Raw genomic sequence first — 24,861 nt, 5'->3', positions numbered from 1 at the left:
ACAAGTACCTGATAGGTGGTTGCTCCGCTAACAGGATTCCATTCTAAACCGGCTATATCAACAGAGACATCCACAGCGCCATTGAAAGGATTTAGTAAACTGGTACAGGAACTAATGGTTGTAAAACTTTCTTCCACACAATTGATTCCTAATGGGACACCGCTACTGTTATAAGGTATGATTTGCACATAATAGGTGGTAGCAGCATTGAGTATTCCCAGAGGAAATGGATATACAGATGTTGGGCTTGTGTCATTGATTAGATTATAATTCCCCGAAGCATCCCCAACAAGTACCTGATAGGTGGTTGCTCCGCTAACAGGATTCCATTCTAAACCGGCTATATCAACAGAGACATCCACAGCACCGTTTACGGGACTAATCAAGTTAGTGCAAGCGCCACCTGTAGTAAAACTTTCCTCGGAACAATTGAGACTTAATGGTATTCCTGAGAAGCTATATGGAATAATTGATACGTAATAGGTAGTAAAAGGATCTAAATCACTTGGAAAATTAAAACCAGTACCAGGCGTTAGAATATTGGTAACACTAAAATCTCCTGGAAATAAACCAACCAATAGATTATACTCTGCTGCTCCGGGTACAGAGCTCCAACTTAAATTTGTGTCTACTGGAACATCTATTGATCCGTTGATGGGTGTCAGTAACGTAGGACATTCAATATCTGTCCTGAAAAACTCTTCATTACAATTAACACTTAGCGGAGTTCCTGAGCTATCAAGAGGTGTAATTAAGACATAATGATTCGTTAAACCATTTAAATCATTGGCAAAATTATAAGTAGTGTTAGGAGCTATGACATCTAAAATGTTATAATTTCCAGAAAACGAACCTACTTGTAGTCGATAATTTATAGCCCCAGAGACAGGATTCCAGGTTAAATCAGTATCTACAGGAACACCAATAGTTCCATCTATAGGATTTGTCAAATTAGTACATACACTAGCTGTTGTAAAACGCTCTTCGGTACATCCCGTTAAATCTCCACTAGGACTATATGGAGTGATTTGAACAAAATAGGTAGTAGCCTCATTGAGATCTGTTGGGAAAATATAGGTAGTGACATTCCCAACATCAAGATTATTTATAATATTATAATTACCTGCACTACTTCCAACATGAAGTCTATATCCAGTAACATTAGGGACAGCATCCCAAGTAAGATCAGTGCTAATTGGAACACCAGTTTGCATATCCGTTGGAGAAGTTAATGTTGTACAAGAGATGCCTCCTGTCACGATAAGCTCAATACGATTACGTTCTAATGTTAGATCAGTAACAATGTTACTATTGACAAGTGCGTAGTAAAACCCATTATCTATTGCTTGTACATTGGTTAAAGTAAGTGTGGCATTTGTTGCTCCTGTAATGGGAGTTCCTGCACTAACAGCATCTGGAGCTACATACCATTGATAGGTGTTCTGACTTCCACTACAATTTACAGTCATGTTCACACTATCTCCTGCATTTGAGTTTTGTGTATATGCAGTGTCTAGTAAGGCCTGTGGATTGTCTCTAAAGAGTGCAATATTGGCGTCATATAAAGGAAATTCGTTTTCAAAATCACCAAATTGGAAAGCATTAGTGTCAATATAAAAGAATGATAATCCAGCATTTGAAGTAAGATTAGGTACTGAGCCACTAAAGTTATTATTATTAAATTGTACAGAAAGTAAATTGGTTTTTGCGCTTAAACTAGGAGGCAAGGTTCCTGTAAAATTATTAGAAGAAATATTGACTCTAGTTAAGCTAGGTTGGGTTATAGCATTAAGAGGAATTGTACCCGAAAGTTGGTTGTCTTGTAAAGTAATATTTAATATTGAACTTAAGGAAGAGAAACTAGTAGGAATAGGTCCAATCAAGTTGTTTTCAGCTATGTCCATGCCTTGGAGAGAATTAAAAAATCCATAAGACGTAGGGATGCCTCCAGAAAGTTGATTATTAGATAGCCATAATAGAATCAAATTAGGAAGTGCATTATTTCCTAATGTTGGAGGTAACCCTCCTGATATTTGATTATCATTTAAATTAAGCTGTTGTAAATTGGTAAGATTAGATAAAGAAGCTGGGAGTGTCCCTGTGAGCTGATTGTTATTAGCCCAAAATTCTAACATCGTTGTATTATTCCCTATCTCTGTAGGGATAGCTCCTGATAAATTATTACTGAATATATACAAATACTGTATGCTATTCAGATTCCCAAAAGTAGTTGGAATGGCTCCTGACAAATCATTATCCCGAAAATCTAAAAATTCAAGACTGGATAAGTTTCCTATGGAGGGAGGAATAGACCCAGTAAATTCGTTGCTACCTAGATTAAGTGTTTGTAAATTAGAGAAATTTCCAATAAAGGAAGGTATAGCGCCTGTAAGATCGTGTCCAGAGAATGAAAGCCAAGTAAGGTTTGTCAGATTAGCAAAAGAAGCAGGAATAGGTCCGCTCAAGCCTCCAGCAAAAGCTCTTGTAATATTAAGTGTATTAAGATTGGTCATGGACCCCATAGATGTAGGTAAAGTCCCAGTAACATTGGTGCGGTTCAAGGATAAAAAAACCAGCTGTGTTAATTGCGATATTTCTGAAGGTAGTGTACCCGTTACATTGAGATCATTCACAATATTAATAGACCAAACTCGCCCTGCAGAACATTGTACGTTAGGGTAAGACGCTGTATTACAAGGATTGCATTCTGATATATTCCAAGGCTGATTCCAGTTGGCTCCATTCAGGTTATTGTACAAAGCAACCATAGCAGGATAATCTGGATGACAATATGCTATTTCTTCCTCTTCTTCATGATTTGTTGTAGTTGCTATAGTATCTGAAACCGCAGAATAGGTAGGTGTATTTAATTCTTCTTTTAAAGAAATAGGAGTGTCTAGTGATCCCCAGCCTTGGGATACAAAAAGAGAGGCAATACAAATAAGGATGCACTTTGTAAAATTCCGCATATACGTGATGTTATATCATAACATCGATAAGAATGTATAAAGTCATCACTTCAAATACTATTATTTGACCTATTAGAAATAGGTGGTATACGCTTTCGCGAAAGCGCACCCATTCTCAATCCCATTAAGTAGTCGCTATGGAGTATTTTAGAAACAAAAAAACACCGAATGAATGTTCGGTGTTTTTCGGGACGCAATTCTTAGATTGTGTCATTTACATGTCTTTTCTTTTCAGAAGAAGACTATATTTTCTCACGTGTGAGTTCGCTATTTGAACTTGCGATAGCAGGAGGATACACTTGCATGATTTCTTTTACAATTTCTTGTATACGCGCTTCTCGTTTGTTTATATCGTTTTCTATTAAAGTAGCAGTTCCTTTCCCTTGCCAAACAAGTTGTTTTTTATCTACATCTAGTAAATCAATGTAGAGGATTCCTTCTGTACGTTCAGAGATGTTATTGCCATAAAAGGCGCCACCGCCCCAAGGTCCAAAACCTCCCCAGCCCCAGCCTCCAAAGCCAAAGTTGTTTTGATATACATCAACACGTTTATTTGCTTTTGCAAAAATACTGATAAGTACTTCAGGGTTTTCGGATTTTACAAATCCTTTGGTTTCCATTTCTTTTTCGATGGCTTTAAGAACACGTCTTTTATCAAGGTCAGAAATTTCTGCTTTGTCTATACCAGGCTTATAAAACGCATACGTTTTATATTCGTTAAAGTTAACAGATTGATCATAATCAGATGTCACTCGGACAGTGCTACAAGAAGAGATCAGTAGCATAATAGCTAGTAATGGTAGTAATCGTAATGCTTTCATAGATTCTTTTTTTAAGTGTTATTGTCTAAATAAACTGTCTTCTACAATATTTGGCAAAGTTACTTTCAAGTCAGGTTGTGATTCCATCGCTCTTTTTATAGCAAAAACAGCACCTTCATTACGAGCCCAACTTCGACGTGCAATACCATTATTTACATCCCAGAAAAGCATGGATTGCAAGCGTCTTTCGGCATCATTACTACCATCAAGAACCATACCAAAACCGCCGTTTATTACCTCTCCCCATCCTACGCCTCCGCCGTTATGAATGCTTACCCAAGTAGCTCCTCTAAAACTATCTCCTATCACGTTTTGTATCGCCATATCTGCCGTAAAACGGCTTCCATCATAAATATTACTTGTTTCTCGATATGGAGAATCTGTTCCCGATACATCATGGTGGTCGCGACCTAAGATGATGTATCCTATTTCGCCATGAGCGATCGCATCATTAAAGGCTTGTGCAATTTTCATACGTCCTTCTGCATCTGCATACAAGATTCTAGCTTGGGAGCCAACCACAAGTTTATTTTCTTGAGCCCCTTTAATCCACTGAATGTTATCCTGCATTTGTTGTTGGATTTCTGGTGGAGCATCTTCAGCAAGCTCTTCCAAGACTTTACACGCAATCTCATCAGTTTTTGCTAAATCTTCAGGTTTTCCAGAAGCGCATACCCATCTAAAAGGACCAAAGCCATAATCAAAACACATAGGTCCCATAATATCCTGTACGTAGCTAGGGTATTTAAAATCGATCCCATTTTCGGCTAAGATATCAGCGCCAGCTCTCGAACTTTCTAACAAAAAGGCATTTCCATAATCAAAAAAGTAAGTGCCTTTTACGGTATGTGCATTGATGGCTGCTGCATGACGGACAAGGGTGCTTTTTACGCTTTCGCGAAAGCGTACTGGGTCTTCAGACATACAAACGTTTGCCTCTTCAAAACTCATCCCTAATGGATAATACCCCCCAGCCCACGGATTGTGAAGTGAAGTTTGATCACTCCCAATATCAATATGAATTTGATATTTGTCAAAGGCTTCCCATACATCCACAATGTTTCCTTGATACGCGATAGATACGACTTCTTTTGCAGCTTTTGCTTTGGTAACACGGTTGACAAGTGCTGTTGTATCTGTGATCACTTCATCTACCCAACCTTGTGAGTGTCTCGTATGTACTGCTTTTGGATTTACCTCGGCACAGACCGTAATGCATCCAGAGATATTCCCTGCTTTGGGTTGTGCGCCACTCATGCCTCCTAAACCTGAGGTCACAAATAAACCACCTTCTAGCGGTTTTTTTATTTTTCTAAATGCATTCAGAACGGTAATCGTTGTCCCGTGCACAATCCCTTGCGGACCAATATACATATAGCTTCCTGCGGTCATCTGCCCATATTGGGTAACACCAAGGGCATTAAATTTTTCCCAATCATCTGGTTGTGAATAATTAGGAATCATCATTCCGTTAGTCACGACCACACGTGGAGCATCTTTATGAGAAGGAAATAACCCCATAGGATGTCCAGAATACACTGCTAAGGTTTGGTTGTCATTCATTTGGGCTAAATACTGCATGGTAAGCAGGTATTGTGCCCAGTTAGAAAAGACGCCTCCATTCCCACCATAAGTGATCAATTCGTGCGGATGTTGTGCTACCGCAGGATCCAGATTATTCTGAATCATAAGCATGATCGCAGCAGCTTGTTTAGATTGTGCAGGATATGCTTCTATGGGGCGAGCATACATATCATAATCTGGTCTAAAACGATACATATAAATACGTCCATAAGTGTCTAATTCTTCTGCGAACTCAGGCAGCAATGCTGCATGATGTTTTGGCTCAAAATAGCGTAATGCATTACGAAGCGCTAACTCTTTTTCTGGTGCTGAGAGAATTTCTTTACGTTTAGGCGCATGATTTACAGAAGGATTGTATGTTTTTTTAAGTGGAAGTTCGCTTGGAATTCCTTGAAGTATATATTCTTGAAATGTCATGTGTTGATTTTTTTAAATTCCTTAAGAGGGTTTTATGACCCGACCTTTTATGTTGAAATTGTAAATTTAGTATCTAAATCTTACCTAACTAGTTTATTCACAAGTGGGTGATTGATAAAGATACTTGTTGAAGTATACTTCAAAAATCAGGGATAACGCATGTTTGCCCTATAGTAGGATGTAAATATACATTTGCGATATGATAATACCGTAGTATCCATCTTAAGACTGGGTGTTTGTTTTTTTGTCAAACCCATACGGGCAGTGCCTGCAACCGCTTTCACAACAATAGCCGCGTTTACGATGATATTGCTCTGTAAAACATCTATATCCTTCGGGAGTGAGATAGTAATCTCCTTCTTCAATAGGAATATGTTTTTTTATGAATGACATTGCTTTTTTTATGATGACTACAAATATACTAAGACTCTGCTAGGATTACTATTATAGGGTTGTTAATAGATGCGTGGATAAATACGTGTGTACATTGTTTTGATTACTAAGAATATAAAGTACTTTTGAAATATGTTTTTGATAGTAAATAAATATTTGTTGAGGAAACGTTTTGTAGGGCTTACGCTATGGCCTTTTATTATTATGAAACGTGCAACATTAAAAAACGATGTTGTCTTTATAAATCATGAATGTATTCATTTACGTCAACAAGTAGAGCTGTTGATACTTCCTTTTTTTATCTGGTATACCATAGAATATGGAGTGCGTTTGGTTCAGTATAGAGATTCATATAAAGCCTATAGTAACATATCTTTTGAGCGAGAAGCTTACCAAAATGAAAATAACCTTGATTATTTAGAAAAAAGATCTTTTTGGTCTTTTGTAAAGTATCTATAGGAATCGGATGAGAGGTTGTCTTTTTATGGTTTCGTTTTCCTAATTTTGACAGTGTGATAGAAGTACCCCAGAATCAAGACTTGCAAATTCCTTATGACGTGTCATTGTCGTTAAAAAGAGAGGATCTGATTCATCCCTATATTTCAGGAAATAAATACAGAAAGCTTAAATATAATATCGCTTTCGCGAAAGCAAATAACTATACAACCCTACTTACTTTTGGAGGTGCTTATTCCAATCATATTGCGGCAACAGCAGTCGCCGGAATGAAATATGATTTCAATACCATAGGAATTATTAGAGGAGAAGAACTCGCTATGGATTTAGATAAAACGCTTGAAGAAAATACGACGCTTGCGCAAGCAGTTTCTTGTGGGATGAAACTTATATTTATATCAAGAGAATCATACAAACAAAAGGAAGAAGCTTCTTTTTTAGCATCTCTCAAAAAAGAATATCCTGAGGCATATATTTTGCCAGAAGGAGGCACCAATGATCTTGCTATAAAAGGATGTGAAGAAATACTAACTCTGCAAGATCTTTCGTTTGATTATATATGTTGCGCCATGGGTACTGGAGGTACTATTGCAGGTATTTGTAATGCTTCTAGCCCTTCTCAAAAGGTCATTGGATTTCCTGCGTTGAAAGGTGATTTTTTAAAAAGCGAACTACAAAAAATGACGAATACCTCACATTGGGAATTACAACAAGCGTATCATTTTGGAGGATATGCCAAAGTCACCCAAGAGCTTGTGAATTTTATAAATGAATTTAATAAAACATACCATATTTTATTAGATCCTATATATACAGGTAAAATGATGTATGGGATTTTTGACCTTATTTCAAAAGGGTATTTCCCGCAAAATTCTCGTATTTTAGCAATTCATACAGGAGGTCTTCAGGGAGTTGCAGGAATCAACAAAAAACTAGAGAAAAAGGGGCTTCAAACTATAGCTATTTAGAAGATGATAAGACGTATTGTGTTTTTGTTTTTAATGGGATGTATACTCGGGAGTTGCGGTTCTTCAAAAAGAACAACACGTAAAGTCACTCCAAAAAAGGAGCGAGAAGAGCGAGTGATCACACCTCCTAAAAAGGAAACTCCAGAAGAAGAGAATGTAGTAAATCCTATTCCTAAAACGGGTGTAGAAGGATATATAGAAACGTATGCCGCCATCGCTCAAGAAGAGATGCGTCAGTACGGAATACCAGCAAGTATCACTTTGGCACAAGGAATTTTAGAGTCTGGAGCTGGAAATGGAGAATTAGTAAGAAAAGCAAATAATCATTTTGGAATAAAATGTCATGATTGGAAAGGTGCCAAAGTGTATCATGATGATGATGAAAAAGGCGAGTGTTTTAGAAAGTATAGTTTAGCGAAGTTTTCATACAGAGATCATTCTTTATTTCTGACAAACCGAGGTCGATATGCAGCACTTTTTAAACTTCCTAAAGATGATTATAAAGGATGGGCTAAAGGATTGAGAGCTGCAGGATACGCGACAGATAAAAAATATCCAGCGAAACTTGTTTCATTAATAGAGCGCTATGAATTATATCGTTATGATGGAGAAGTACTAGGTAAAGCAGAAGAAGATTATAAAAAAGTAAAAGACAAAAAGAATCAGCATACAGTAGAGAAAGGAGAAACCTTATACCGTATTTCTAAAAAATATAAGATCAGTGTAGAGGATCTTAAAAAAATTAATGGACTTGAAAACAATGATATTTTTGTAGGACAAGTACTGTATGTAGAACCATTTGATAGCCGATATTAATTCATGATATATAAAAGAAGTAGTGCTTTGTTTGTAGAAGCACAACGTGTGATTCCAGGAGGTGTTAATAGCCCAGTACGAGCTTTTAAATCTGTAGGAGGTGATCCTATTTTTGTAAAAGAGGCAAAAGGTGCTTATTTGTATGATGAGGATGGTAGGACATTGATAGATTATATCAATTCTTGGGGACCTATGATATTAGGACATGCCTATCAGCCTGTAGTAGATGCTGTGGTTGCTAAAGCCAAAAAAGGAACATCGTTCGGAATGCCAACAGAAATTGAAACAGAGATTGCAAAACTAGCTATAGGGATGGTACCCGGTGTTGATAAAATACGTTTTGTAAATAGTGGTACAGAAGCCTGTATGAGTGCCATACGTTTGGCAAGAGGGTATACTAATAGAGAGAAAATCATAAAATTTGCAGGATGCTATCACGGACATTCTGATTCTTTTTTAATCCAAGCGGGGAGTGGAGCTGTTACTTTTGGAACGCCTAATAGCCCTGGTGTTACTAAGGGAACCGCTAAAGATACATTGCTCGCAGATTACAATAATCTAGATCAAGTAGAAGCACTTTTAAAAGCGAATCCACAGGAGGTTGCAGCCATTATTATAGAACCAGTTGCTGGGAATATGGGATGTATAGTTCCTAAAAATGGTTTCTTAGAAGGCTTGCGAAGTCTATGTGATCAACACCAGACATTGCTTATTTTTGATGAGGTAATGACTGGTTTTAGATTGGCTAAAGGCGGTGTACAAGAACTTAAAAATGTACGAGCAGATATTGTCACTTTTGGAAAAGTAATAGGAGGCGGACTGCCAGTAGGAGCGTTTGCTTCTCGTGATGAGATTATGAATTATTTAGCCCCTTTAGGACCTGTATATCAAGCAGGGACTTTAAGTGGGAATCCGTTAGCGATGGCAGCAGGTTTTGCTATGCTTACAGCTATTCATAACGATGAGCATCTTTTTACGCGCTTAGAAGAAAAGACAGCATATCTCCATAAAGGAATGACCGCGGCTCTTGATGCTCATAAAGTAACACATACGATCAATCGTATTGGGTCTATGATTTCTGTGCATTTTGCAGAAGATGAAGTGATTGATTTTAAAACAGCTGCCGCGGGAGATAATGATACCTTTAAAAAGTTTTTTCACGGTCTATTAGAAGAAGGTGTTTATATTGCCCCTAGTGCGTATGAGACTTGGTTTATAACAGACGCCTTGACGTATGAAGATTTAGACAAAACGATTGCTGTCGTGGCTAAAGTCGCAAGCACTTTAAACTATACAAGAAAGGCAGATATTTTATAAAATATCTGCCTTTTCCAAACAACATCTAATCTATCTTCTTTGGGTGTGGTGTTTCCCTTTTCTTTTTTGATTCTTCTTGTGCTTCATCTCATGCCATTTTTTAAATTGATCAGCAGTGAGAATAGATTTCATTTCCTTTTGAAGAGCAATCTTATGGTCTAGTTTTTTCGTTTCAAGTTCAAAGCGTTGTTCTTTTGTTAACGCTTGGCGATCGTCTTTTTTGCGCTCTGAAAGAAATGCTTCTCTCTTTTGTGCTTGAGCTAATTGTACCTTATACACTTTATCTACTTGCAGTGTGTTTAGGTCTAAAGCAAGTGTCATTTTTTTCGTTGTTAGCGTAGCGTGTTGCTCAGGGCTTAACTGTGCTCTTTTCTGGTGATCTTCTCCTCTTTGCGCAGTTATTGTCATCGTTAAACACAAAAACATCGTTGTTAAAATATATTTCATCTTCTTTAATTTTTTGTTACGCTACTATGACCTTGAATTTTCGATAAGGTTTAACGGTTTTCCTTAAATTAACGTAGTCTTAAGAAGCACGCTTTTGAAGTTTAAAAATCTAAAAAGAAAATAATAATAAGATTTTGTTATCATTATAGGTCTGGATAAGAAAAAATTATTTAAAAAATTTAATTCAAATATTCTTCGTTCGTACCGTTATACTACCTATTTGTCTTCCAGAAGGGTTGATGATTTCGAATACGATAGCTTCTTGTACTATTTTTCCTTTTATAGTATTGATATAATAAACATTACCATCTTTATTACTTTTAAACGTAAAATTGTCTAATAGTTTTTCTTTTTTCAAGTCGGCATATACCCTTACTTCAATGTCACTTTCTAAAGCAGTTGTGTATGGGTTAATTACGATGTAAGCTTCTTCAATTACGGTGTGTTGATCATATAATGGAAGTGTAAAAGTGTGTGGTCTATTATTTACAGTTAACCTTCCATCAGAAGTGGTTTGTTTGGTAAGTGTATTCACATGAGTTGTATTCACATGCGACGATGTTAAATTTAATAAACTGATATTACTTACCCCACTACAATCATTATAACTTATTACTGGATGACCAAAACCATTAGAAATAGTTGTTCTTTTTACTCTTTCAGGTAGAACGGGGTCTGGGCAATTTAAAAATTTAATAAAAGATTTATTATCAGTAAGTAAGGTTGCTTGAGCTATGGTTTCTATGCTTGAATTTACAAGAGAGCATTGATTAAAAATAAGTTGACTGTTAGAACCAAGTACAATAGTTTTAGCAGACGGGAGAGGTTGTAGAGTTGAACTTAAGCCACAATTATAAAATGACATATTTACATTTATATATTCTCCAACAGCTTCCACAATTTTTGTAGCGACTATGCCTTTATAATTGGCGCTATATTCTCCTTTTACATTATACAATGAATAATTACTTGATGGGCCGTACTTTTTAGGAATATTTGCAAACTTAAACCAAGTGCCGCCTACCACAATACTACCTCCTCGTAACGAAGTATGCCCATAACCTGCTATATCAAAAACATCTCCCCCTCCATACCAAGAGCACTGTATGTATTCATTAACTACTGCTTGTGTATTACGCGAATATAAAAAGGTGTTGAAATTTTTAAACGTGCTTCCTATCGTTAAACTAGTATCGTTGTTTCCGTTAAAAGTGTTATCATGGGTTATTACTCGATCAAAATTTATAGTAGTAACTCTCTCTAATGAAAATCGTCTACCTCCTCCTTTACCTTTTAATTTAAAACAAGAATTTGACCAAGTACTCCTTTTCTCATTAACTGGATCATGATAGATAGTCATATCTTGAAAAAGCACATTTATATGAGCATTAAATTCAAAACATATATCTGTGTCGTTTCTAAATGTAATTTGAGTTGCGTATTCTCCAGCACCAATAAATTTTGCTCCTATGTAAGAACTGCTATTAAGTAGTAAAGGCTTATATACCAGATACTCCCCTTTGTCAAAATAAAGGGTATTTTGCCCCCATCCGTCATTTCCTATTGGAGAAGTTCTCTCTTTATTTAATGCTACTATTGCGGCTTGAATAGCAGCAGTGTCATCAGTAACTCCATCACCAATAGCTCCAAAATCTTTAACGTATATCCCTGATTTTTCGATATTAATATTATTTTTGGTTTGTGATGTTAGAAATTCAGAATTATATTCATTAGAAGAATAACAGCTATTATAAATGAATAGAAAACATATAAATGTAAAAATTTTCATTTTGTTCGTTTTAATACTAATCAAGGAGGTTTAAGTTTTAAACGCTTTTATCCTAAATGACGAATATATATAAAACTAAAGTATATCAATCTTATGAGATATGTTCTTAAATAGATTCGAATGCTATTTAGAATGTAATAATTGAATATATTTTATGTAAAGTAAGTTCAAAAAGAGGTTATCAAATTAATTTGATAACCTCTTTTTGAACTAGTTATATGTTTTATTTAGGATCTAATATGAGATCAATACGTTCTACCAAATCAACAAGATGTATCCTGCTGATCTTATCTCTCATACGCCCTGTGTTACTTTGTAACGTACGTTTTAAGTCTTTAAGTTCTTGACGTACAATGGCACGAATATCACTTTGACTCACGTCTATATTGGTGCGAGAAGAAAAACGTGCAGAAGGACCAGATAAACTTGTTTGTTCCTTAGTCATTAACGTTTCTAAACGCTCTACGTACGCTCTCTGTAAATTACGACGGTAGATATCAATTCTTCTACTATTTCTAAGTTCACTAAATAGCCCATTACGTAAGTCTGCCATCATCTCCATGGTGGTGTATGCTTCTTCATCATTTAGCGTTTCGTTTTCCAACATACGTGCTACTCTACCAAAATCAAGTAGGTTGTCTAACGTACGTGTTTGAAAACGACGAATGCGCTCTACACTTCCAGCAGATTCTACTTTGTCAAAGATGCTCTCATCTATAAGCCATTGCGGTGTTTCAAACAACTCCTTTTGTAAAAAGGCTAAAGCTTCTTTTTGTCTATCAGCAGCTACGTGTGTATACACAGCACCTTCTTGATCGTAGGTTTTGTATATTTCATATACACCTCCAATATTCGCAGTGACATGTCCCATGTATCTATTGTATTGTGATAGTACTTGATTGTACATAGTCTCTAAGTCATCGTAGTTTTTTCCGTCTTCAGCAGTCCACTTTGTAAGATTAGGAACAATACGCTTTAAGTTTGCAATACCATAGGTACTTGCTTTTACAGCATCATCTCCTAGGTCTTCTGTTTGTGAACTCGGATCAATCACGCCACGTTGTTGTCTTCCAAAACGATACATAGGATCTCCAGCATGTTCTAGAATCCAATTGTCTAGCGTTTTCTTTTCCTCTTCTGCAGAGGTGTCTAAAATAGGCTTGTACCCCCACTTGATAGCATACTTGTCATAGATTCCAATGTTAGGCATAAGTGCTACATCTCCGTCTCCTGGTTGTGCTACATAGTTAAAACGAGCATAATCCATAATAGAAGGTGCTGTACCATATTTTTTTGTAAACTCAGGATCACGCAATTTGTCTACTGGATACGCAACACTACTTCCCATATTGTGTGGTAGACCTAGGGTATGTCCAACTTCGTGTGAAGACACAAAACGAATCAAACGACCCATCACTTCATCTTTAAACTCTAAAGATTGTGCATCAGGATTGATGGCAGCGGTTTGTATAAAAAACCAGTTGCGTAATAATGACATGACATTATGATACCAGTTAATATCACTTTCTAAAATTTCTCCACTTCTGGGGTCGCTTACGTGAGGACCATTTGCATTAGGAATAGGGGAAGCGAGATAGCGCACCACACTATAGCGCACGTCTTCTGGACTCCAATCAGGATCTTCTTCTGGCGTAGGTGGATCTTTTGCAATAATAGCATTTTTGAATCCAGCCGCTTCAAAAGCAACTTGCCAATCTTCAATACCTTGTTTGATATAAGGAATCCATTTTTTTGGAGTGGCTCTATCTACATAATATATAATCTGTTTTTTGGGCTCTACGAGTTCACCGCGATTGAATTTTTCAAGGTCTTCATCTTTTACTTCTAATCTCCATCTGTCTAGATATCTGATAGTCTTACTCTTTTGAGCTTCTTGTCCATAATCAGTTTGACCACGAGCAAACCATCCTACACGTTGGTCAAAATATCGACGCTTCATAGGTGTTTCAGGAAGTAAAATCATAGAGTTACTCATCATCAAAGAAAGTGATCCAGTAGCACTATTACTAGGTGGCTCTGATGCAGCATACGTTTTTACGTGTCTTGTCTCAATGTTTCTAGGATAACTACGTATGGTGTCTATGTACGAACGCTTTTCGTCAAGACGGGTTACTTTATAACCTTTTCTTCTAGAATCTGGTAGCCCTAAAGGTTTGACGTCTTTAGTAAAAAGTTCTGATGCATCTATAACTGTATTTCTAGTATTGTTTACAGTGTCTTTGTGATATGCTTTAATGTCAAAAGCGTATAAAATAGGTTCAAAGTTACTGTTCTTTACAGCTTCAGAAATAGGTAATGAATCTGCAGCATAGATTTGATGTGATACAACACGCAATAATACTTTCTTGTCTTTTACTTCCCAGCGTAGTACAGAGGTGTTTTGCTTACCACCTCCAAATCCCAATCCAGTAGCTGTTTTAGCAATACGAGTGACCATCAGCATTTCTCTTCCAAAAAGCGAATCAGGAATCTCATAAAAATAAGAGTCGTCTATTTTATGAATGGTAAAAAGCCCTTCATCGGTTTTTGCTTCTTTGGTAATCACCTTGCTGTAAGGTTCTATTTCTCCTTTTTTAGGTTTGGGCTTTGGTTTTGAAGCAGTCGTGGCCTTCGATTTTTTGGATTGCAAGGCTCCACAACCTGTAATAGATATTGCCAGAAAGGCGAGTATCAAATAGTGTAATTTTATACGCATAATGAGTTTTTTAGGATGCACAAAAGATAAGTATTGTTAGAAGGGGATTTTGTGAATATATTGTTAAAGCCTTGTAATATATTGGTGTTTTGTTATGAGAGTAGCAAAAAAACTGAGATTCCTTGATTTTACTAGTGTATTTGTGCTGTTCAAATGAAAAATTAATAATAGTGTATGTTTCTACCTATAACAATTCCAGTGTGGTTTCGTACAAGGGTTTATGCATTGTTTTTGAAAGAATCCAAGCAAAATAACTCAACATAAAAATATCTTCTTTGGCTTTATTCTCTGTAGTAAAGAGGTTTTTTACGCTTTCGCGAAAGCGAACTCCTTTTACTTCTTCTGGGTATTTATAAATAATTTCTACCGTTTTAAGAAAATCTTGCAACCTGTTTTCGTGACGAATAACGTGTTTATAGGTGCGCTTAAAACGCTTCAAAAGGGATTCGACAAGATCACTGTTTTCTAGTTCGATATGGGTGATCAATTGAAGCAGATCATGTTTGATCATCCAGTCTTCTCCCATTTTGGTCACATACCAGTTGACACTGTGTTTTAATTTATTAAGCACACTCAATGCTTGTTTATGTTGTTCTTGTTGCGTGAGACAAATACATAACACAAGGATGAGATCGGGATTTTGTGTTTTATTTTTTCTTGTTATTTTTTCAATATGAGTTTCCAATAATCCAATAGCTTCGGTAGCCTTTCCGGTGTAATTGAGAAGGAGGGTGCGTAGTAAGAGTTCGCTTTCGCGAAAGCGGAATTCATAAGAACCCCGCTCTTCTTGCATACGTTCTTTCATCACATCAAGATATGCAGTCGCTTGCTCAAACTGCCGATTCCTGAAATAAGCGTTTGCCATGAAATAAAGCAAGTGAATATGGTAATATAGATGCTTATTGGTCATCGTTTTTTTAACGGTAATCTCTGTATACACACGTTCAAAAAAGGGCAAAGCATCATAATAATTGTTTTCTAATCGCGCTACGGTATTGATGATTTCAAGTAATTGGTACAGCGATTTAAAGGTGAGCGATTCATCAATATTGATATTGAATTTTTGAAAAGCATCCGTAAGAAGTTGGTTGACATCTTCTGTAACGGTATTGTTTGTTTTTGAAATCCGATCCTTAATATATGCGTAAGCTAAGTTGAGATTCTCTTGATGTTGGTGGCGCTTTTGGTTGGTGTGAAATTCTTGGATCAATTCAGGAAGATTTATTTCAGGGTGTATGTGTGCGTATTGTATTTGGGTATGATATATTTCGCCTAGCATGCTATACAAGTCATGGGTTTTTGCTATAGTTACTGCTTTTTGAAGCGTCTTTTGGGCAGCGCTATATACTTCTTGTTCGTATAGAATACGAGCAGTAAGAATACGTTTTAAAACATCAAACTCTTCGGTAGTTTCAGATGCTAGACTATTGCTGGCTATAAAATCAATTACGTTGTCATGGAGTCTTTTACACAAGGCATGATATGCGTTTTTAGAAGCTTTTCCATAGAGTGTATTATCAATGTTTGTAGGAAGGTGCGATTGCCTTAATAGTTTAAGGAGCGCTATGTTTTTTGTGTCAGAGCGTTTGTTTTTATGACGCAGATAGGATTTGAATTTTTCATAATCTTCTGTGGAGAGTGAGTTTATTATATCAAAAAGTGTCATATAATATCGTAAGTAATATCATCCAAATGTACTTTAAAATATGAGTAATTAGTTTAAAAATTATAAATATATCATAAGTTTTTGATAAAAATTTGATTTTTAAACTGAATAGGCCATTGCATATTTGCCCTGTCATTTAACCAATGGATCATGGATTTTAAGTAGTGGAGCAGATTATTTTTTAAAGTGGAAAACGGAAATACAGATCGGGTACGTTAAAAGTTACCCTTTATTGTTGCCATCGCGGACTCCAACTTTTTAAAAATTATAATACTTGTGATACTAAGAATTATGCATACGTACCACATCGTTATTCTTTTGGAAATACAATACTAAATGACATTAACATTAAAACACACAACAATGGAAAATCAAGTAAAAATTCAAACAGAAAAAAAGGAAAAAGTAAAAGAGGATTTTAACAATAAACCGACAGCCGCTTTTATATCGGCATCTTGGGCATCTTTACTCATCGGGATGGTCTCTTTTTGCGTGGGATTATGGAATGCTACGATGGATCTTAACGAAAAAGGTTATTACTTCACCATCTTGTTATTTGGTTTATTTTCAGTGATTTCCGTTCAAAAAACGGTAAGAGATAAACTAGAAGGAATTCCCGTAACCGATATTTACTATGGAGTTAGTTGGTTTGTTACTTTGACCTCTATATTATTACTCGTTATAGGTTTATGGAATGCAGAATTAGATCTGAGTGAAAAAGGCTTTTATGGGATCTCATTTTTCTTGAGTCTCTTTGCGGCTATTGCAGTACAAAAGAATACAAGAGATGTTAAGTTTATAGAACAAAAAGAGAAGTAGACAACAAAGCACAATAGTAGAGTGTTGTGCTTTGTTGTGTGGTGCGAGAAACCCGGTAGTAAGTAAAATGCTATCGGGTTTTACGTGTAGATAGAAAAGTGATGGTAACTTGCTGTTAGTAAGTGAACAAATGCTGAATATAAATTGCTGTTTATGAATACGTGTCTATAGGTGGTTTTTGTAGTAAAAAGTTAAAAAGTAGGTTAACTATAGATACTCATTGTAAGACAGTCAAGATGTATTTGGCAAGCGTCACTCTCATCCTAATTTATTAGGAATCATACATTACTTATCTCAAAAGAGTGGTGTTTTAAAAAAAAACGGATGGTTCTCGCCATCCGTTTCTTTATAGTATATTATCTGAAATCTATCGTACAACTTTTAGAAACCCCAAACCATTTGACTCGATGGCGGGAAGCTGTTTTATAAACATAATCTCTAAGCATTCTAGGAATAAAAGCAAGTAATGCAGCAACGCGTTTCCACTTTGGGATTTCAGCTACGATTTTTAAAAATCCATCAGAATGGGTATGTATGCCTGTTTGATTGATAAGAATTACAGTATCTAATCTATCTGTGGGTTTATTGTAATCCTGTAAAAGTTGCTGTCCTTTAGGAGATTGAAAGGGGATAAAATCAAACATTGCAGTAGGAGCAAATTTTATAAGCCAACCTATAACACCATTGCATAAATTACATTCTCCGTCAAATATGATGATGTCTTTCTGATAATCTGTTTCCATAACTGTCTTATAATAAAATAATGTGAAGTACAGGTATTGTGTCGAGCTTATGATAAATTCATTACTAAAAAAATAAAACACATAAAAAAGCCTTTCATGTACAGGACATAAAAGGCTTTTTTATCAAGAGATATACGCTATTCTTTTCTTCTTTTATTCTTTAGTAAGTGTTACTTGCCATACCCTATTAGAAGCCGCAGATTTGCCTTTTCCATACGTTCCAGGATTAGACTCGTAGGATTCTATACCACCATATATATGACCTATAACAATCTCACTTTTTGTACCTATAGTTGTTTTTAAATCAATGATTTCTGTATTTTCCATAATCTTTTTGCCATTCACTTCATAAGGTACCTTAGAAAAAATACTACTTTCATTTTTAATTAAAATAGATTCAGCACCATAAAAATTAGAAGTATTTCCAAATACATTTTTAAGCGTATCTACAATGGCACTTTGCATAGGCTGCTTTTGTACATCCATGGTAATATGTAATCCTGTATTTGAAAAACCAGATAATGCACTAGAGGGTTTTCCGTCTCCAATACCTCCTAATAAGAACGTATGTAATAAATTAGTATCACTATCAAACCCTACAAAGTTACCACAGGCATATACATTGTAGTTATTTTGATTGTAAGCAGTATCATTGGTATACAATTTATTTCCTGTTGCCCAATCTGGATGTACATAAAGCGCATCATTCCATGCTTGTAAATCTTCTCCCGGTTTAAACACACCTCCGTAAAATGTAAGACTTTGCTCCATTTTTTTATAAGTCTCATTATAATACATAGAAGGCACTACAGGCCCATCTCTACGTCTAAAAATAGAATTATTGTCAGCCACAGAATCTGTAGGATCAGATACATCAGAAATAGGAGTTGATACACTCACCCCTAAAGATATGGTTGTTTCAGAAGGAGATACTGAAAACGGATATACCGCATCTAGATATTTTTGGCTATTGCTCGTAAAATTGTGCCCTCCCGCTACATAAAAAGTAGCTCCCATTTTAAAGACTTCTCCACCAGTACTTACAAGAGCAGTTGCTGTGTCATAACGAAAAACGTCTGACCATTCTGCATCACTTAGTGTTTGCTTTTTTGCAAGTTTGATCATAGAGGCTATGTTTAATCTTGCTACCTGATTATAGGTGATGTATTCTTGCTTCTTTTTATCTGTTGCCGTGGTATCATTTTTCCAGTTAGGAGTTTCTTCAAAATACTCAAAACTCTTAGGGCCATAACCACCTATCACATATAAATATCCATTGTCATCTTGTGTGACAAGCGGATTTGAGTTAACAAAAATAGATGTAAAATCATAATCTCCATTGGATAACGATTGACACATCTCAGACGAGGGATCTTTACATAAATTTACTTTTAAATCATCTAAAAATGATGTGTAATTAATGCTTGACACCTTGTCTTCTGCCAAATTATAAGCATAAATATTTTGATTATAAGATCGCGGAATAAAAGATTTATCTGCATAATTAGCACTTAAATTGTGTAGTCCGCCTATTAAAGAATCTTGATTAGTACGTCCCGCAAATAACAGCCAGTCTGCTCCCGAAGTGGCATGCGCAAACGACTGTAATGCTGGTGCATTTGCAGTAGACACAGAGTCAATACTCACTTTGTAGGTTTGGATGGTTACGTCAGGTTTGTCTCCCGAATGGTTGTCAGGACCAGGACACGCGGTACACAAGAGTAATACAAGTCCTACAGATAAAAATGTGTAGATTTTTTTCATGGGGATATAATGGTTTTGGTTAATTAATAATTTTCAAAAATAATTAGAATCTGTTTTTCAAAAATAGGTGTTTTTACGGGTATTTTACGCTTTCGCGAAAGCGTGTAAAGAATATAAAAAACCTACTTGAGAAAAGCAGGTCTTTTTGTGTGTAATACGTTAATTTTTATGAATTTACATTGGTTAATTAAACGGAATCGGTCCAGCCCATTCTGAAACATTACCATCTAAACAATTTGCCCTGACGTAAAAATATCTAGTGTCACCACAAGAAAAAGGAGAAAGCGTTATTTGGGTATTAGACGTTGTAAATTGACTTACTGGTGGTGTAGATTCATCACTAGGAATAGATACATCAAAAAATGAGGCATTAGAACTTGCTATCATATAATCCCAATCAAGAGTATATTGCCTGTTACCACAAGATCCTCCATTAAATATAGCTTGTAATCCAGTTGGTTTTGGACAACTCTCTGAAGTTGTAAATGTTGTAATTGCATAAGAACTATAATCTGCTCCAGAACATCTAGCTCTAGCGTAGATGTCATAGGTAGTGGAAGGATCAAAGTCTGTAATGTCTATGATTGATGAAGAATCATTAATCACGACCCCTGTTCCAAGGGTAAAGCCTTCTACTCCATATTCATATTCAAAATCTTCAATAAAAATATCATCAGTATAGCTTAGAACAACTAATATTTCATCTAAATTAAACTGCTGTGCACTAAGAGTTTTGTTGAAAACACATTGCGACTGACTTGTTGTAACAGCAAATAGTCCAGCGGGGACACTACGATCTTGAGCATTACAAATACTAGTGACATAAATATCATAGGTAGTATTTGGGGTTAGATTCTCTATTGTAAAATCATTGGAAGTTATATATCTAGTGCCCGTACCCAAAGTGAAGCCAGTAATACCATATTCTATTTCAAAAGAATTAGCAGTAGATGAACTACTATAGTTAAGTGATATTTGTGTTGCACTAATATTAGGACTGTCAAGTTCTATAGAAAGACAACTTGCTAACTCAGTGTCTTCATCAGAATCAGAAGAACAAGAGTACAATAAGGATGCTACTATAAGTGTGAAAAGAAATTGTTTTTTAAGCATAATATTTGTGTTTATAGATTTGGGTTTTATTGAATTTTAATTGTCTAACGTTACGGTAAGCCCAGCATCATCCTTAGTGACCTTAGCAACGCCTAGTTTGGTAAGGCCTTTAATCCCTTTGTCCCATCCTTTGTTGCTTAATCCAGAAGCCGTTTTAAGTGCATTAAGTTCGATGCTTTTTTCTTTTTTGAGAACTTCAAAGATCGCTTTTTCATTGTCGTTAAGTTCTAAGGCTTTCTTCTCTGGTTTCATTTGAGGGAAGAATAACACTTCTTGTATCGACTGATTGTTGGTCATAAACATCGCAAGACGGTCAATCCCGATACCGATTCCAGAGGTAGGAGGCATTCCGTATTCTAAGGCGCGTAAGAAGTCTTGATCGATGAACATCGCTTCATCATCTCCTTTTTCAGAAAGCTTCAATTGATCTTCAAAACGCTCACGTTGATCGATAGGATCATTCAACTCTGTATAGGCATTGGCAAGTTCTTTCCCATTCACCATGAGTTCAAAACGTTCAGTCAATCCTTCTTTACTTCGGTGTTTCTTCGTCAGCGGACTCATCTCTACGGGATGATCCATGATAAAAGTAGGCTGGATGTATAAATGCTCACACTTCTCTCCAAAAATCTCATCAATGAGTTTTCCGATACCCATGGTACTATCTACTTCAAGCCCTAGAGCTTTGGCAGCATCACGGACTTCTTCTTCCGATTTTTGATATAAATCATAGCCTGTATGTTCCTTAATAGCATCCAGAATTCCGATACGCTTGTAAGGAGCTTTATAGCTAATGATATTTTCGCCGAAAGGCACATCAGCCGTACCATGAAGTTTTATCGCTACTTTCTCAAGTAACTTCTCTGTGGTGTCCATCATCCAATGGTAATCTTTGTAAGCAGCATACATCTCCATCACCGTAAATTCTGGATTGTGTGTACGATCCATCCCTTCATTACGGAAATCTTTTGCAAACTCATATACGCCATCAAAACCTCCCACGATTAATCGTTTTAGGTATAACTCATTGGCAACACGCAGATATAAAGGAATGTCTAGCGCATTGTGATGGGTCATAAATGGGCGTGCAGAAGCACCGCCTGGAATAGGTTGAAGGATTGGAGTTTCTACTTCTAGGAATCCCATCTCATTATAAAAATCGCGTATCGCGGTGGTGATTTGCGTGCGTTTTACAAAAGTGTCTTTTACTTTTGGATTGACGACAAGATCTACATATCGCTGACGATAGCGTAATTCTGGGTCATTAAACTCATCGTGTATCTTTCCGTCTTCGTCTACTCTAGGCTGCGGTAAGGGACGTAAGGATTTGCTTAGTAAAATGAAATTCTTCACCATCACGGTGATTTCTCCTACTTTGGTGGTAAACAATTCACCTTCGATTCCTACAAAATCTCCAATGTCCAATAGTTTTTTGTAGACTTCGTTATACTTTGACTTATCGTCTCCCGTACAAATCTCATCACGATTAAAATACACTTGAACACGTCCTTCTGCATCTTGAAGCTCAGCAAAAGAAGCAGACCCTTGAATACGTCTAGACATCAAACGCCCTGCAATGATTACCTTCATCCCTTCTTTATAGTCCTGTTTTATCTTGGTAGATGTATTATTCACTGGATATAAAGGAGCGGGATAGGGGTCGATACCCATTTCGCGCAAGCGTGATAATTTATCACGACGTACTTGTTCTTGTTCTGAGAGTGCCATACACTATTGTTTTAAGCGTGCAAAGATACTCGTTACTTCATTAAAATTCAATGTTATTATGAGGAGGAATTTGTTCTATTTAATATTCTCTTTCATGGTATTTATGGCATCTTGAATTTTTTTATTGTCAGGGTCTAGTGCTAGTGCTTTTTGATAGCTTTCTAAAGCCTCATCGGATCTGTCAAGTTTTGCTAGCTTATTACCAAGATTTAAACAGGTACTCGCTTCTTTGGGGTGAAAATAGGATATTTAATGAAGTTTAAAATTGAGGCTTATCTTGTAAACTTTGAATAAACAAGGGTATGTAGAGGGGCTAGCCTTATAAGAAGCTACATTCGAGTATGATTAAAATAAAAAGCTTATCTATCATAATGGTTTAAAACGCTACTATAAAAAACATAGGTTTTGAATAGTGAAAGATGTAACAATATCTTTCTTTTGCAGACGTATAGTATTCATCAATCAATCATATTCTACTGAGAAGTAGTATAAAAATCAAATCTTATGAGTTTCTGGCGTGTACTTTTAGCCATATTTTTCCCGCCACTTTCCGTTATAGGAAGAGGATGTGGATCTGTATTAATCGTTTTCTTACTTTGGCTATGTGGATGGGTCCCTGGTGTTATTGCCGCCTTGGTCATACTCAATAATCCAAAAAATAATTAAAATGACAAAAAAAATAGTAGTGCTATTCAGCTTGGTGATATTTTTTCTAGTGAGCTGTAGTGTTCAGGAACGCATTGTTTTTAATAATGATATGGGCGGTCGTTATGAGAGTTCCTTTGATCTTTCTGCTATGATGGCTATGGCAAATTCAATGGGAGCAGGAGCTTCCAACTCCGATAAAGAAAAAACAAAAATAGATACTGTAGTCGTATTCGCAAATCTTATTAAAGAACACAAAGATAGTATCGCTACATTACCAAAAGAGGAACAAGCAAAATTAGAAATGCTTAAAGACTTTACCATGAAAATGAAAATGGATGGAGACACTGGAGAGTTTAAAATGAATATGTTTAAAGATTTTGCTACATTTTCCGAAATTGAACGCGTGTCTTATGAGATAGATCAAGTGTTTGATCAAGCAAAAAATGAGGCGCGGCAAGGACCAAAATTAGGATCTGCAGATGAATTAGTGTCTATGGATAAAGTGGTGTATACGTTTGAGAATAATACCTTCAGAAGAACAGACCCTAAGAGTTTAAGTAAATATATAAAAGATGATGGGATCCTAAAAGAAGAGACTCGTATGGATCTTGAAGTATTGAAAACTAATTTGGAAACAGATGAAGGTGATAGTCAGGAAACTGTTATGCTCAAAGGGATGATGGAACAGTTTGGTCAAGAGTTTGAAAATTCTACTATGAAATTAGAATACGTATTTCCTCGTAAGGTAGTATCGGTATCACCAGAAGGTGCCGTCATTTCAGAAGACGGAAAAACAGTCACTTTTGAAATTTCTTGGAAAGAGCTTCTTGAAGATAATAAGAAAGTGCTAGAGAATTTTGAAGTGGTTCTTGAAGACTAAATCCTACAAAACACTTTTAACAAAAAATCCTTCTAAACAATGTTTAGAAGGATTTTTGTTTCTCCGTATCTTTGTACCGTGAATAAGACAATCCAACTTCAAGACTTAGGCAACCGAGATTATAAAGAAACTTGGGATTATCAAGAGGTGCTTTTTAAAGAAATTCTAGATATAAAAATTAAGAATAGACGTGAAGATGCAGGGCTTGAAACACCTAATTATTTCCTTCTAGTAGAACATCCTCATGTATTTACATTGGGGAAGAGTGGTGATTTTGATAATTTGCTTGTCAGCGAAAAAGAACTCGCAGCCAAAAACGCTACGTTTTATAAAATTAATAGAGGAGGCGATATCACCTACCATGGACCTGGCCAAATAGTAGGGTATCCTATTTTAGATCTTGACAACTTTTTTACAGATATCCATAAGTACCTAAGATTTCTGGAAGAAATGGTCATTCTAACACTTGCAGAATATGGTTTGAAAGCTGAGCGCTCTTCAGGAGAAACTGGCGTCTGGTTTGATGTTGGAACTCCGTTTGCACGAAAAATATGTGCGTTGGGAGTACGTGCCAGTCGTTGGGTCACGATGCATGGTTTTGCCTTTAATGTCAACGCAGACTTAGGCTATTTTGATTTGATGATTCCCTGTGGGATTAAAGATAAAGCAGTGACGTCTCTCAATGTCGAATTAGGAAAAGCGACGGTAGATGAAGCCGAAGTAAAAGAAAAATTACTCAAGCATTTTACTACTTTGTTTGAAGCAGAAATACACCAAAAAACCGAAGCCTAAGCTTCGGTTTTTTTA

At 36.1% G+C, this 24,861-nt stretch carries 21 protein-coding genes; 8 read left to right on the top strand and 13 right to left on the bottom strand.

The features are described 5' to 3' along the window. From Q0505_RS14585 to Q0505_RS14570, 4 genes are all read right to left on the bottom strand, one after another. Window positions 1-2,969: hypothetical protein (locus Q0505_RS14585; protein ID WP_299214252.1), on the bottom strand; the 2,969-nt coding region annotated here is incomplete at its 3' end. Between the two features lie 242 nt (window positions 2,970-3,211). Beyond that, window positions 3,212-3,790 (bottom strand): DUF4136 domain-containing protein, encoded by a 579-nt coding sequence (locus tag Q0505_RS14580; RefSeq protein ID WP_299214249.1) that lies wholly within the window; start codon window positions 3,788-3,790, stop codon window positions 3,212-3,214. Window positions 3,791-3,808: 18 nt separating this feature from the next. Further along, window positions 3,809-5,791, bottom strand: a complete 1,983-nt coding sequence (locus Q0505_RS14575; protein WP_299214246.1) for a urocanate hydratase — start codon at window positions 5,789-5,791, stop codon at window positions 3,809-3,811. 222 nt (window positions 5,792-6,013) lie between these two features. Next, entirely contained in the window at window positions 6,014-6,184 is a 171-nt protein-coding gene (locus Q0505_RS14570; protein ID WP_299214243.1) for a DUF5522 domain-containing protein, read from the bottom strand. Between the two features lie 204 nt (window positions 6,185-6,388). Between Q0505_RS14570 and Q0505_RS14565 the strand changes: the two genes are divergently transcribed. From Q0505_RS14565 to hemL, 4 genes are read left to right on the top strand one after another with little or no spacing between them, the layout of a single operon-like run. Continuing rightward, the gene (locus tag Q0505_RS14565; protein ID WP_366519426.1) at window positions 6,389-6,643 is read left to right on the top strand and encodes a hypothetical protein; all 255 of its coding nucleotides are present in this window, start codon (window positions 6,389-6,391) and stop codon (window positions 6,641-6,643) included. 53 nt (window positions 6,644-6,696) lie between these two features. After that, entirely contained in the window at window positions 6,697-7,608 is a 912-nt protein-coding gene (locus Q0505_RS14560; protein WP_299214237.1) for a pyridoxal-phosphate dependent enzyme, read from the top strand. 3 nt (window positions 7,609-7,611) lie between these two features. After that, the gene (locus tag Q0505_RS14555; protein WP_299214235.1) at window positions 7,612-8,424 is read left to right on the top strand and encodes a glucosaminidase domain-containing protein; all 813 of its coding nucleotides are present in this window, start codon (window positions 7,612-7,614) and stop codon (window positions 8,422-8,424) included. A 3-nt stretch (window positions 8,425-8,427) separates the two neighbouring features. Continuing rightward, on the top strand, window positions 8,428-9,741 hold the full coding sequence (gene hemL / locus Q0505_RS14550; RefSeq protein WP_299214232.1) for a glutamate-1-semialdehyde 2,1-aminomutase: 1,314 nt from the start codon (window positions 8,428-8,430) through the stop codon (window positions 9,739-9,741). A 30-nt stretch (window positions 9,742-9,771) separates the two neighbouring features. Here the strand turns inward: hemL and Q0505_RS14545 are convergent, their stop codons facing one another. The 4 genes from Q0505_RS14545 to Q0505_RS14530 form a co-directional block, all read right to left on the bottom strand. Beyond that, window positions 9,772-10,188 (bottom strand): hypothetical protein, encoded by a 417-nt coding sequence (locus Q0505_RS14545; protein WP_299214229.1) that lies wholly within the window; start codon window positions 10,186-10,188, stop codon window positions 9,772-9,774. Window positions 10,189-10,372: 184 nt separating this feature from the next. Then, window positions 10,373-11,977 carry a glycosyl hydrolase family 28-related protein gene (locus Q0505_RS14540; protein WP_299214227.1) on the bottom strand — a complete coding sequence of 535 codons (1,605 nt, stop codon included), beginning with the start codon at window positions 11,975-11,977 and terminating at the stop codon, window positions 10,373-10,375. A gap of 223 nt (window positions 11,978-12,200) precedes the next feature. Then, window positions 12,201-14,693 carry a zinc-dependent metalloprotease gene (locus Q0505_RS14535; RefSeq protein ID WP_299214224.1) on the bottom strand — a complete coding sequence of 831 codons (2,493 nt, stop codon included), beginning with the start codon at window positions 14,691-14,693 and terminating at the stop codon, window positions 12,201-12,203. A gap of 184 nt (window positions 14,694-14,877) precedes the next feature. Further along, the gene (locus Q0505_RS14530) at window positions 14,878-16,359 is read right to left on the bottom strand and encodes a hypothetical protein (protein WP_299214221.1); all 1,482 of its coding nucleotides are present in this window, start codon (window positions 16,357-16,359) and stop codon (window positions 14,878-14,880) included. A gap of 363 nt (window positions 16,360-16,722) precedes the next feature. Between Q0505_RS14530 and yiaA the strand changes: the two genes are divergently transcribed. After that, entirely contained in the window at window positions 16,723-17,178 is a 456-nt protein-coding gene (gene yiaA, locus Q0505_RS14525) for an inner membrane protein YiaA (protein ID WP_299214254.1), read from the top strand. Window positions 17,179-17,534: 356 nt separating this feature from the next. On the opposite strand, the gene Q0505_RS14520 is transcribed toward yiaA, so the two are convergent. The 5 genes from Q0505_RS14520 to Q0505_RS21445 form a co-directional block, all read right to left on the bottom strand. Then, the gene (locus Q0505_RS14520; protein WP_299214218.1) at window positions 17,535-17,921 is read right to left on the bottom strand and encodes a thiol-disulfide oxidoreductase DCC family protein; all 387 of its coding nucleotides are present in this window, start codon (window positions 17,919-17,921) and stop codon (window positions 17,535-17,537) included. 153 nt (window positions 17,922-18,074) lie between these two features. Continuing rightward, a complete protein-coding gene (locus tag Q0505_RS14515) occupies window positions 18,075-19,685 on the bottom strand; it encodes a hypothetical protein (protein WP_299214215.1) in 1,611 nt (536 codons plus the stop codon). A 183-nt stretch (window positions 19,686-19,868) separates the two neighbouring features. Beyond that, window positions 19,869-20,798: a fibronectin type III domain-containing protein gene (locus Q0505_RS14510; protein ID WP_299214212.1), complete on the bottom strand. Its 930-nt coding sequence runs from the start codon at window positions 20,796-20,798 to the stop codon at window positions 19,869-19,871. 36 nt (window positions 20,799-20,834) lie between these two features. Next, window positions 20,835-22,526 carry a lysine--tRNA ligase gene (lysS, locus tag Q0505_RS14505; protein ID WP_299214209.1) on the bottom strand — a complete coding sequence of 564 codons (1,692 nt, stop codon included), beginning with the start codon at window positions 22,524-22,526 and terminating at the stop codon, window positions 20,835-20,837. Window positions 22,527-22,601: 75 nt separating this feature from the next. Beyond that, window positions 22,602-22,775, bottom strand: coding sequence for a tetratricopeptide repeat protein (locus Q0505_RS21445; RefSeq protein ID WP_366519427.1), 174 nt, complete (start codon window positions 22,773-22,775; stop codon window positions 22,602-22,604). 255 nt (window positions 22,776-23,030) lie between these two features. Between Q0505_RS21445 and Q0505_RS14500 the strand changes: the two genes are divergently transcribed. The 3 genes from Q0505_RS14500 to lipB all read left to right on the top strand — a co-directional run bounded on the left by Q0505_RS14500 (window position 23,031) and on the right by lipB (window position 24,846). Continuing rightward, entirely contained in the window at window positions 23,031-23,192 is a 162-nt protein-coding gene (locus Q0505_RS14500) for a YqaE/Pmp3 family membrane protein (RefSeq protein ID WP_089369478.1), read from the top strand. 1 nt (window position 23,193) lies between these two features. After that, window positions 23,194-24,054, top strand: coding sequence for a hypothetical protein (locus Q0505_RS14495; RefSeq protein WP_299214203.1), 861 nt, complete (start codon window positions 23,194-23,196; stop codon window positions 24,052-24,054). A 78-nt stretch (window positions 24,055-24,132) separates the two neighbouring features. After that, window positions 24,133-24,846 (top strand): lipoyl(octanoyl) transferase LipB, encoded by a 714-nt coding sequence (gene lipB, locus Q0505_RS14490; protein WP_299214200.1) that lies wholly within the window; start codon window positions 24,133-24,135, stop codon window positions 24,844-24,846. Window positions 24,847-24,861 lie beyond the last annotated feature (15 nt).

This window comes from uncultured Dokdonia sp. (assembly GCF_937910895.1).
Lineage (GTDB): Bacteria > Bacteroidota > Bacteroidia > Flavobacteriales > Flavobacteriaceae > Dokdonia.
This window is presented reverse-complemented; position numbering and strand designations above follow the sequence as displayed.